8 protein-coding genes are annotated in these 10,970 nt (G+C 74.0%); 3 read left to right on the top strand and 5 right to left on the bottom strand.

Translation table 11 applies throughout. The features are described from left to right. Positions 1-35: 35 nt before the first annotated feature. Positions 36-1,565, bottom strand: coding sequence for an IucA/IucC family protein (locus AOQ37_RS30400; RefSeq protein ID WP_062648976.1), 1,530 nt, complete (start codon positions 1,563-1,565; stop codon positions 36-38). Between the two features lie 102 nt (positions 1,566-1,667). On the opposite strand from AOQ37_RS30400, the gene AOQ37_RS30405 reads away from it, so the two are divergent. Beyond that, a complete protein-coding gene (locus AOQ37_RS30405) occupies positions 1,668-3,362 on the top strand; it encodes an IucA/IucC family protein (protein WP_062648978.1) in 1,695 nt (564 codons plus the stop codon). Between the two features lie 66 nt (positions 3,363-3,428). Continuing rightward, positions 3,429-4,931: an amidohydrolase gene (locus AOQ37_RS30410; RefSeq protein WP_062648980.1), complete on the top strand. Its 1,503-nt coding sequence runs from the start codon at positions 3,429-3,431 to the stop codon at positions 4,929-4,931. 349 nt (positions 4,932-5,280) lie between these two features. On the opposite strand, the gene AOQ37_RS30420 is transcribed toward AOQ37_RS30410, so the two are convergent. Next, entirely contained in the window at positions 5,281-6,588 is a 1,308-nt protein-coding gene (locus tag AOQ37_RS30420) for a lysine N(6)-hydroxylase/L-ornithine N(5)-oxygenase family protein (RefSeq protein WP_374701556.1), read from the bottom strand. Positions 6,589-6,684: 96 nt separating this feature from the next. On the opposite strand from AOQ37_RS30420, the gene AOQ37_RS30425 reads away from it, so the two are divergent. Next, positions 6,685-7,638: a methionyl-tRNA formyltransferase gene (locus AOQ37_RS30425; RefSeq protein WP_062648986.1), complete on the top strand. Its 954-nt coding sequence runs from the start codon at positions 6,685-6,687 to the stop codon at positions 7,636-7,638. A gap of 96 nt (positions 7,639-7,734) precedes the next feature. Here AOQ37_RS30425 and AOQ37_RS30430 read toward each other — a convergent pair whose 3' ends face one another. The 3 genes from AOQ37_RS30430 to AOQ37_RS30440 all read right to left on the bottom strand — a co-directional run bounded on the left by AOQ37_RS30430 (position 7,735) and on the right by AOQ37_RS30440 (position 10,914). Next, positions 7,735-8,706: an ABC transporter ATP-binding protein gene (locus AOQ37_RS30430; RefSeq protein ID WP_374701551.1), complete on the bottom strand. Its 972-nt coding sequence runs from the start codon at positions 8,704-8,706 to the stop codon at positions 7,735-7,737. 4 nt (positions 8,707-8,710) lie between these two features. Beyond that, positions 8,711-9,706 carry a FecCD family ABC transporter permease gene (locus tag AOQ37_RS30435; RefSeq protein ID WP_234437051.1) on the bottom strand — a complete coding sequence of 332 codons (996 nt, stop codon included), beginning with the start codon at positions 9,704-9,706 and terminating at the stop codon, positions 8,711-8,713. Positions 9,707-9,888: 182 nt separating this feature from the next. Next, positions 9,889-10,914: a FecCD family ABC transporter permease gene (locus tag AOQ37_RS30440; protein WP_199825103.1), complete on the bottom strand. Its 1,026-nt coding sequence runs from the start codon at positions 10,912-10,914 to the stop codon at positions 9,889-9,891. Positions 10,915-10,970 lie beyond the last annotated feature (56 nt).

The raw sequence follows: 10,970 nt of genomic DNA on the forward strand, positions 1-10,970 counted from the left end.
GTCGGGCTCCGCCCCCGATCGGCGGACGTAACCGGTCAACACGCGTCCTGGGTCAGCGGGTTGGGCAACAGGGCCCATCGGTCCCCCGGTGCGGCCGCCGACAGCCGCATCAGGGTCAGCGCCTTGGCCGGGATCGGTTCCTCGCACAACGCCACGAGGTCCGGCGAACCGGGGAGATCCCGTACGGCACTCTCCAACGCCGCGCGCAGGGCCGGGCGGTCGCCCGCCGTCCCGGCCAGCGCGCCCGCGACCAGCGAGCCGAACAGCTTGCGCCGCAGCGCGGTCACGTCGTCCGTGCGGATCCGCTCGGGCAGTCGGTCCGGCAGCGCGATGCCGTGCCGCGCCAGCCGGGCCGGGCTCACCCGGATGTCGGCCAGGTCCCGGTAGACCAGCCGCAGCGGAGCGCCCGTCGCCGACAGCACCACCAGCAGGTTCTGGCCGTGCGCCTCCAGCGCCACGCCCAGCTCCAGCAGCCGCAGTCCGACGGTGAGCGCCAGCCGCGCGAAGTCCGCCAACCAGACGGGCGAGGAGGGAAGTCCGGTACCGGTGAGGGCGGCGACCGGGACGACATGCTCGCCCGGCGCCCCGAACACACGGGGCGACTCCCGGAACACGGCAGCAAGATCGGGGGAGTCGGCGGTGGCCGCACCCAGGGTGCGGGTCATGTGCAGCAGACCGTCCGTGTACGGGGTCAGGGTCTCCGCGAACGCCGAGAGGGCCGCGGAAGCGGCGATGGAGCCGACCGAGATGTCCCGTACCGAGGACGTCAACCGGGTGCTCAGCGCGGTCTTGACGTGCGGGCCGCCGGGGAGGGCCAGGGTGCGCAGCGACATCAGCGGATGCGCGGCGACCGCCTCCTCGCACGACACCCCCAGCACGTGCGCCGCCTGCCACGGATGCACCGGGATCACCAGCCGGTCACCGTCGCGCAGCTCGCGCGGCCACGCGCCGGACACCAGGCACTCCCCGGCCGGTACCGGCAGCAGCCCCAGCCGCACCGAGGGCCGGTGCTCCGGTCCGTACGCCAGCTGCTCGGCGACCGAGAAGCCGGGCCGGGAACGGCAGTTGGGATGGTACGGATGCCCGTCGACCACCCGCTGCTCCCACTCCCAGTCGTGCGCCGGCCACTCGCCCGGGTCCTTCAGCGTCGCGATGCCCCCGGGCTCCTGTCCCGCCCGGGACAGCGCCAACGACGTCGTGCTGTTCTCGAGTTCGTCGGCGAAGCCCGCCCCGTGCGGCACCGCGAGGTCGCGCATCAGCCGCGCCGGATCGTCGTACGCCACGCCGTCCAGCCGGACCTGCGTCACATAGGCGGCGGTCGCGTACGGATCCGCGCGCGGGCCGTGGAGACGGCGGCCGTCGCGCAGCCGCAGCAGGCTCTCCCCGGCGGACTCGGCGCGATGCGCGATCCACGGCAGGGGTTCGTGGACGAGCGCCCGCCACAGCCGGGTCAGCACGGCCGCCCTCGCCCCGGGCAGCTCGGCCGTGAACCGCGGGCCGAGAGATGGACGTACGGCGGCCAGTTCCGCGGCCGGCTCGGCCTCGGCGGTGGGGGGACGGTGCACGGGTGGGCTCCTGAGGGTGCGGGTACGACGTCACGGAGGGGCCGTGACGACAGCGATACTGATCGTCTCCGCCCGGAAGAACCGTAGGGAACCAGGGAACCAGTGGATCGCGTCGACCTCATCCCCCCGCCCGCAGGGGCAGCAGAGCCGCAGGCGGCGGCAGTGGCCGCCGAGGCGATGGCCTGCGCCGACGGCGTCGCCGAGCGTGCCGACGCCCTGGCGGCCGCGCCGCTGCTCAACTGTCTGCTGCGGGAGATCGCCGAACCGCTGCCCGGCCCGCCGGGCGGCGACGGCCGGTTCCTGTACCGGCTGCCCGGTGGGGCGCCCGGTGGCGGGCGGCTGCTGCGGGTGCGCGGCGCCCGGCGGCCCGCCGAGCCCGAGGTGTACACGGCGGGCGCCTGGCAGCGCCTCGATCACGCCGCACTCGTCGCACTGGTCGCCGAGGTGCTGCGCGGGCACACCGGGCTCGCCAACGACGAACTGCCCGCCGAGATGACCCACAGCCGGGACGTGGTCGCCGCGATGATCGTGGCACGCGCGCGTGCCACCCCGCCGCCCGGCCGCTACCTGCGCTCCGAGCAGTCGCTCCTCACCGGCCACCCCCACCATCCCGCTCCCAAGGCGCGCGGCGGCGGCCCACCGGCCGACTGGCTGCCGTACGCCCCCGAGGCCCACGCCCGCTTCCCGCTGGTCCTGCTGGGGCTGCGGGAGGACGCGGTCGTCGAGGAGGGCGACACCGCCGCGCTGGACGCGCTCGGTACGGCCCCGCCCGGCTACCGGCTGCTGCCCGCACACCCCTGGCAGCTCGAACTGGCCGGACGGCGGCTCGCCCCGTTCTTCGCCGACGGCCGCCTGGTCCGGATCGGCACGACCGCCTTCGAGACCTGGCCGACGGCCGCCGTGCGGACGGTCTACGCACCCGAGCGGGACCTGTGCCTGAAGTTCAGCCTCGACGTCCGCATCACCAACGACATCCGCCGGCTGTGGCGGCACGACCTGCTCAAACTGCGCCGCACCGACGAGGCGGCGGCCCGGGCCTTCGCGGCGATCGCCGACGCGGCGGGGGCGGCGGACGCGGCGGGCGCCACCGGCGCCACGGGAGCCCCCGCGGCGGGTGGCGGTCCGGGGGTCCGGCGCCCGGCCGTCTGGCTGAGCGACCGCGGCTACCGCACCGCCGACTTCGCCTTCGAGGAACTCGCCGTGCTGGTCCGCGACGGCCTGGACGGCGCGTCGGACCCCGGGGCGACCCCGCTGCTCGCGGCAGGCCTGGTGGAGGGCTTCGACGGCAGCCCCCTGGCCGCCGCGGCGGACCCGGCGGCCTGGTGGGAGGCCTATCTGGCCGTCGTCGTCCCGCCGGCGCTGTCGGCCTTCGCCGACCACGGTGTCGTCGTCGAGGCCCATCTCCAGAACACGCTCGTCGCCGTGGACGCCGACGGCACCCCCGTGCAGGCCCTGTTCCGGGACGCCGAGGGCGTGAAGCTGCTGTCGGACGTGGAGCGGGCGGCCGGCTGGGAGCGGCTGGTGTACTGCCTGGTCGTGAACCATCTGTGGGAGGTCGGGGCGGCGCTCGCCGAAGGGCACCCCGGCTTCGACCCCTGGCCCGCCGTACGGCTGGAGCTGGGCCGCCACGGCCTTCCCGAGGCCGCCGCCCTGCTGACCGCCCCCACCCTGCCCGGCAAGACGAACCTCCTGCTGCGCTGGACGGGCGCGGACGGTGCCGACGCACGCTATCTGCCGCTGCCCAACCCCCTGATCCGGTGCGGCCGATCGGGGGACGGAGGCGCGAGCACCAGATAAGGTAAGCCTAACTTTACTTGGCGGGCTCCGGTGTGTGGAGGAGGCCCGTCGCCGAGGGAGGCTCTCATGGCGGACCACGCGAGCGGCGCGCTGACGCTCGACCGGGTGCGGCTCGGCGCCGGCGGGCCGCTCGTCCGGCTGCGGATCGCGGACGGCAGGATCACCCGGGTCGTCGCGGCGACGGAGACCGGGGGACCGGCGGCGGAGACCGTCGGCGAGCGGGTCCTCGACCTCGACGGGCGCGTGCTGCTGCCGGGACTGTGGGACGCGCACGTCCACCTGGCGGAGTGGGCGAGCGCCCGGCACCGCCTGGACCTGGCCGGCACCGCCTCCGCGCGGGCGGTGGCCGACCTGGTGCGGGAACACGGGGGCGCGGCGCCCGACGGCACGGTGCTGTTCGGGTACGGATTCCGGGACGGGCTGTGGCCCGACGCCCCGCACAAGCGGCTCCTCGACGCGGTCCTGCCCGACCGGCCGGTCGCCCTGGTCAGCGCCGATCTGCACGCCGCGTGGCTGAACTCCGCCTGTCTCGCCCTCGTCGGCCGGGGCGACCATCCCACCGGCCTGGTCAGGGAGACCGAGTGCCACGAGGTCCTGTCCGCCCTGCCCGAGGCGCCGGCCGCGGTGGTCGACGGCTGGATCGCGGACGCCTGCGAGGCCGCCGCGGCCCGCGGGGTCACCGGCGTCATCGACTTCCAGTTCGGCGACACGGTCGCCGACTGGGAGCGGCGCTCGGCCGCCTTCCGGCCGGCCGTGCGGGTGGCGGCCGCGATCTACCCGAGCCGCCTGGACGCCGCCGTGGAGCGCGGACTGCGCACCGGCGACGAGGTCGGCGCGCCCGGCGGCCTGGTCCGGGTGGGACCGCTGAAGCTCTTCACCGACGGCTCGCTCAACACCCGTACCGCCCTGTGCCGCGAGCCGTATCCGGGGCTCGAGGGCACGGAGCACGCGCACGGCATCGAGGAGACGGCGCCGCACGAGCTGGTGCGGCTGATGCGGCATGCCGCCGCGCACGGTGTCGAACCCGCGGTGCACGCCATCGGCGACCACGCCAACACCCTGGCCCTGGACGCCTTCGAGGCGGTGCGCTGCCGGGGCCGGATCGAGCACGCGCAACTGCTGAGCCCCGAGGACCTCCCGAGGTTCGCGCGGCTGGGCGTCACGGCGGGAGTGCAGCCGCGGCACGCGACGGACGACCGTGACGTGGCCGACCGGCACTGGGCCGGTCGCACCGGGCGCGCCTTCGCCTACGCCGATCTGCTCGCCGCCGGGGCCCGTCTGGAGTTCGGCTCCGACGCCCCGGTCTCGGGCCTCGACCCGTGGCTCGCCATCGCGTCGGCCGTCAGCCGGACCGACGACGAACGCCCCGCCTGGCACCCGGAGCAGTGCCTGTCCGTCCAGGACGCGCTGGTCGCGGCGGCCCGCGGCCGCCGGCTGATCCGGGTCGGGGACCCGGCGGACCTGGTGGTCGTGGACGTGGACCCCTCGCAGGCCGGCCCGGACACCCTGCGCGCGATGCCCGTGCACGCCACGATGACGGCAGGCCGCTGGACCCACGGCCCGTACTGAGGCGGGCCGTGCCGAGCTGGCCGGTACGGAGGCGGGTCGTGGGAGCTGGCCCGCACGGGGGTGGCCTGTACGGAGGCGGACCATATCGAGCTGGCCGGTACCGAGGTGGCCCGTACGGAGGTGACCCGCACGGAGGCGGCTCGTGCCGAGGAGGCTTCTGCTGAGGCGGCGCCTACCGAGGCGGCGCCTACCGAGGTGGCCCCTGCCGAGGAGGGCGTCACCGAGGCGGGCCGCCTCGGGGTCGGTGGCCGGTGAGCGCGGTCTCTCCGTACCGGTGTTCGTTCTCGTGGGCGGCGGGCCCCGGGTCCGGAGGGGACCGTACCCTCCGGGCCCGGGGGGCTCGGGTGGGTCAGGCGGCCGGTCTTCCGGCCAGCACGGAGCGGTGGATCTCCTCCGCGCGGACGGCGACCGTGGACAGCAGGGTGCTGGTCAGCCCGTGGGTGTGCTCGGTCCCGCCCTGGAGATAGAGGCCGGCCGTCACCTCCGGCACGGTCTCCACCCGGTGGTCCCGGCCCACGCGGACCTCGTCCCCGTCGTCCCGGAGGCAGAGCTTGGCCGCCTCGCCGAGCAGCGACGCCAGCTCGCGGGGCCGGTAGCCGGTGGCGAGCACCAGCACGTCGGCGGCGAGCACCTGGCGCTCCCCGGTGGGCAGGAACTCCACGGCGACCTCGAGGCCGCCGTCCGGGCCGGGATCCACGGCGCGGATGCGCGAGACGTTGAGGAAGCGCAGCCGCTCCCTGCCCGCCACCTTCTCGCGGTACGAGGTGGCGTACAGGGCCTCGATCAACTCCATGTCGACCACGGAGTAGTTGGTCGACCGGTGGTAGTCGATCAGCGACTGCTTGACCTCGGAGGGTGCCGAGAAGTAGACGTCGACGGCCTCCGGGTCGAAGATGCGGTTCGCGAACGGGCTGTCGTCGGCCGGGGTGTAGCCGTACTTGGCGAAGACCGAGCACACCTCGGCCTCGGGGAAGGAGCGGTGCAGGTAGTCCACCGCCTCGGCGGCGCTCTGGCCGGCGCCGAGCACGACGGCCCGCCGTACCTGCTCGCCCGCCGCGCCCAGTCGTGTGACACGCGGGATCAACTCACTGTTGTGCCACACGCGTTCGGCGAGCTCGAGGCCCGGCGGCACGTGCGGCTCCAGCCCCATGGCGACGCTGACGTTGCGGGTGCGGCGGGTCACGGTGTCACCGGAACCCGCGAGGTCGCGGCAGGTGACGTCGAAGAAGGCCACCTCGCCGTCCTCGTCGCGCACCGGGTCGACGGAGACCACCTCGCTGCCGTAGGCGACCAGATGGGAGACCCGCGCGGCGGCCCACTCGAAGTACTCGTGGAACTCCACCCGCAGCGGGAAGAGCGTTTTCTGGTTCAGGAAGTCGATCAGTCTGCCCCGCTCGCGCAGGAAGCAGAGGAAGCTGAAGTCGCTGGTCGGGTTGCGCAGGGTGACGAGGTCCTTGAGGAAGGACACCTGCATCGTGGCGTCGTCGATGAGCATGCCCCGGTGCCAGCCGAAGCGCGGCTGCCGCTCCAGGAACAGGGCGTTGAGGCGGCGGTCTGCCGGAAGGCCTGTGTTGTGCTCCTCGACCGCTATGGACAGAGCGAGATTTGACGGACCGAATCCGATTCCGATCACGTCGTGGATGACGTCGGGACCCATGAGCGGTGACTTCACCTTGGCATCGCCTCCTCAGGCAGGCCCATGCTAGATAAGGTAAGGCTTACCTTGCAATGAGTCGTTGAAGGGAAGGACGCCATGCGGGTCGTCATGCTCGGCTACCAGACCTGGGGTCACCGCACGCTTCAGGCGCTGCTGGACTCCGACCACGAGGTCGTCCTCGTCGTCACCCATCCCAAGAGCGAGCACGCCTACGAGAAGATATGGGACGACAGCGTCGCCGAACTCGCGGAGAAGAACGACGTCCCCGTCCTGCTGCGCAACCGTCCCGACGACGCCGAACTCCTGGCCGCGGTGGCGGACGCCCGCCCGGACATCATCGTCGCCAACAACTGGCGTACCTGGCTGCCTCCGGAGCTGTTCGACCTGCCGCCGCACGGCACCCTCAACATCCACGACTCGCTGCTGCCGTCGTACGCGGGGTTCTCGCCGATCATCTGGGCGCTGCTCAACGGTGAGACGCGGGTCGGCGTGACCGCGCACCGCATGAACACCGAACTCGACGCCGGGGACGTCCTGGTGCAGCGTGCGGTGCCGGTGGGGCCGACCGACACGGCGACCGACCTCTTCCACCGGACCGTCGACCTCATCGCGCCCATCGTGCGGGAGTCGCTCGACCTGATCGCCTCCGGCCGGGACGCCGGGCAGTGGGTGCCGCAGGACCGCGCGCGGGCCAGCTTCTTCCACAAGCGGTCGGCGGAGGACAGCCGGATCGACTGGAGTTGGCCCGCGGAACGGCTGGAACGACTCGTGCGGGCCCAGTCGGACCCGTACCCGAACGCGTACGCCTTCCACCGGGGCGAGCGGCTGAGGATCGTCTCGGCGGCCGTGTCGCAGGGGTGCTACGGCGGCACTCCGGGCCGGATCTTCATCCGGGAGGGGGACGGTGTCGTCGTGGTGGCCGGAGCCGAGTCCTGGTCGGGCCGATGCCGGGGTCTCCTCGTGCGGCGGGTGCGCACCGACGACGGCACCGAGTACGCCGCCACCGACTGGTTCCGCACCATGGGCGGGTACCTGACGTCCCGTCCCTGAGGCCTTGAAACGGAGGCCTTGAACCTGAGGGCTTGCACCCGAGGGCTTGAAGCGGGCGGGCTCCCGGCCGCGCGCGCGGCCGGGAGCCCGCCCGCTTCAGTCGACGATCGCCGCGGGCCGCGCGTCCTGGGCCCGGGCGTCGCCGTCGTGGTGGTGCCGGCCCAGCGGGATGACCAGCGGAGTGCCGCTGACCGGGTCGGGGGTGATCCGGCAGCGCAGGTCGAAGACGTCCTCGACGGTGGCCTCGGTGACCACCTCGGCGGGCGCGCCCTCGGCGACGATCCGGCCCGCCTTCATGGCGATCACGTGATCGGCGTACCGGCACGCCTGGTTGAGGTCGTGCAGCACCATCACCACCGTGCGGCCCTCGCGCCGGTTGAGGTCCGTGATCAGGTCCAGCACGTCGATCTGGTGGGCGAGGTCGAGATAGGTCGTCGGCTCGTCCAGGAGCAGGACGGGGGTGCCCTGGGCGACGGCCATCGCGATCCACGCGCGCTGGCGCTGGCCGCCGGAGAGTTCGTCGACGGGGCGGTCGGCGAGGTCGGTGAGACCGGTCGCCGCCAGGGCCCCGTGCACGGCCTCCTCGTCCGCCTGGGACCACTGCCGCCACCAGGTCTGGTGCGGTGAACGGCCCCTGCCCACCAGGTCGAAGACCGTCAGTCCCTCCGGCGCCACCGGCGTCTGCGGCAGGATGCCGAGGGTGCGGGCCAGTTCGCGGGTCGGCACGGACCGCAGGGCGACACCGTCCAGCTCGACGACACCCTGCCGGGGCGTCAGCAGCCGGGCGAGCGCCCGCAACAGGGTGGACTTGCCGCAGGCGTTGGCCCCGACGATGGCGGTGATCCGGCCGGTCGGCACGCTGAGGTCCAGGTCCTCCACCACGGACCGTCCGTCGTAGGCGAGATGCAGGTCCCTGGCCCGCAACTCCGGTCCCGCGGACGGCGGACGGATCGCGCCCATAGCGACGGCGTCGGCGTCGGACGGACGCGGGACGCCGGCGCCGGGCTTCGGTCCGGACGGCCCGGACGGCCGGGAGGTGCGCGGGGCGCGCGGGTCGGTGGTCGACATGGGATCAGCCTCCAGAGCCCGCGCGGTTGGCGCGGATGAGCAGCCACAGCAGGACCGGCGCGCCGAGGGCGCCGGTGACGATCCCGACCGGCAGTTCCGTCCCGGGGATCGCCTCACGGGCGAGGAGATCCGAGCCGAGGACGACCAGCGCGCCGGTGAGACCGGAGACGATCGGCGGCGGTGACGCGGTGCCCGCCAGCCGCTGGGCGATCTGCGGACAGGCCAGGGCCACGAAGGCCACCGGACCGGCCGCCGCCGTGCCGAAGGCGACCAGTCCCACCCCGGCCAGCAGCAGCGCCAGCCGGACGGTCTGGACCGGGGTGCCGAGCCCCGCGGCCACGTCGTCACCGAGTTGGAGGGTACGCATCCAGCGGCCCATGCCGAGGGTGACCGGCAGGAGCACGGCCAGGGCGAGGGCCAGCGTGTCCACCTGGTCCCAGGTGCGGCCGTTGAGGTTGCCGACCAGCCAGCCGACGGCCTCCTCCGCCTGGAACCGGCTGCCGCGCGCCACGAGGAAGTCGGTGGCGCTCGTGCAGATCCAGGACACGCCGATGCCGACGAGGATGATGCGGTACCCGGTGGTCCCGCCCTTCCACGCCAGCGCGTAGACGAGCAGCGCGGTCCCCAGGGCGCCCAGCAGTCCCAGCGTCGACAGCCCGAGACCGCCGGTCCAGCCGAGAACCACCGCCGCCACCACGGCCGTTCCGGCACCCTCGGTCAGTCCGATCATGTCGGGGCTGGCCAGCGCGTTGCGGGTCATCGTCTGGAACACGGCCCCCGAGACGCCGAACGCGATGCCGACCAGCAGCCCGGTCAGGGCGCGCGGCAGCCGCAGATCCTGGACGACGACGACCGTGCCGGGCTCGCCCGCGCCGCCCAGCGCCCTGACGACGTCCATGAGGGCCACGGGGTAGTCCCCGAGGGTGAGACCCCAGCAGAACAGCAGGAACGCGCCGGCGGCGACGAGCACCCCGGTCAGCACCAGACGCGGGCGCAGCATGCCGGACACCGGGGGGAAGGCCAGCCGGAACGGCCGGCCGTGCAGCGCGCGGTGCGGGGGAGCGGCGGGGAACGCCTGGGCGTCCGGGGGCCGTTCACCGTCCGGGGACCGGGTCGTGTCGTGCGGGGACCGGGTTGTTCCGTCCGGGGACTGTGCTGTGTCCGAAGATCGTGCGGGCACGCTCACACCTCCGCGAGCTTACGGCGGCGGACCAGGGCGATGAAGAACGGGCCGCCGAGGAAGGCGACGAGGACGCCGGCCTGGATCTCGGTGGGCCGGGCCAGCGTCCGGCCCAGGATGTCGGCGGACAGCAGCAGCACGGGCGCGAGCGCGGCGGACAGCGGCAGCAGCCAGCGGTGGTCGGGGCCGATCCCGGCGTACTGGGCGAGCACCCGCGCGATGTGCGGCACGACCAGACCGAGGAAGACCACGGGACCGATGACGGCGACCGACGCGCCGGTCAGCAGCATCACCGCGGTCACTCCCTGGAGGCGGACCAGGCCGAGCCGCCGGCCGAGCGAGGCGGCCACGTCGTCGCCGAGGGCCATGCTGTTCAGGGCGGGTGCGCAGGACAGGGCGAGGGCGGCGCCGACGGCGAGGAAGGGCAGGATGCGCAGCAGTTCGCCGGAGCCCTGGTCGGCCAGTGAGCCGGCCGACCAGAAGCGGTAGCGGTCCAGGGCGTCCTGGTCGGTCAGCACCACGGCACTGGTCAGCGACGACAGCAGCGAGGTGACGGCGACCCCGGCGAGCGCCAGCTTCACGGGCGTGGCCCCGGAGCGGCCGAGCCGCCCCAGGTAGAAGACCAGGACGCTCGCGGCGAGCGCACCGCCGAACGCGAACCACACGTAACCGTAGAGGGATCCGACGCCGAACACCGCGACCGCCAGCACGATCGCGAAGGACGCCCCGGCGCTGACCCCGAGGATGCCCGGGTCCGCGAGCGGGTTGCGGGTGAGGGCCTGCATCAGCGCGCCGGACAGACCGAGCGCGGCGCCCGTCGTCAGGCCCAACAGGGTGCGGGGCACCCGCACCGACCAGACGACGTTGTCGACGAGGCGGCTGGGCGGATCGCCCAGGACCGCGCGGACGACCTGGCCGAGCGGGACGTTCAGCGCGCCCAGTGCCACGGAGAGCAGGGACAGGGTGATGAGGAGGGCGACGACGAGTGTCACCAGTACCGCGGTGCGAAGCCTTCTGCCTGAAGCCACTTGCCGGTCTCCCTGTCGCGGTCCGGGGTCTCACCGGGGTGCCGTCGGGTCATCGC

This window comes from Streptomyces maremycinicus, assembly GCF_001184025.1.
Classification (GTDB): domain Bacteria; phylum Actinomycetota; class Actinomycetes; order Streptomycetales; family Streptomycetaceae; genus Streptomyces; species Streptomyces maremycinicus.

What these genes read in the sequence shown, in the direction of transcription:
- AOQ37_RS30410 (WP_062648980.1), top strand. Translation starts at nt 3,429, where the DNA reads ATGGCGGACCACGCGAGCGGCGCGCTGACGCTCGACCGGGTGCGGCTC.
- AOQ37_RS30420 (WP_374701556.1), bottom strand. Translation starts at nt 6,588, where the DNA reads ATGGGTCCCGACGTCATCCACGACGTGATCGGAATCGGATTCGGTCCG.
- AOQ37_RS30425 (WP_062648986.1), top strand. Translation starts at nt 6,685, where the DNA reads ATGCGGGTCGTCATGCTCGGCTACCAGACCTGGGGTCACCGCACGCTT.
- AOQ37_RS30430 (WP_374701551.1), bottom strand. Translation starts at nt 8,706, where the DNA reads ATGTCGACCACCGACCCGCGCGCCCCGCGCACCTCCCGGCCGTCCGGG.
- AOQ37_RS30435 (WP_234437051.1), bottom strand. Translation starts at nt 9,706, where the DNA reads ATGCTGCGCCCGCGTCTGGTGCTGACCGGGGTGCTCGTCGCCGCCGGC.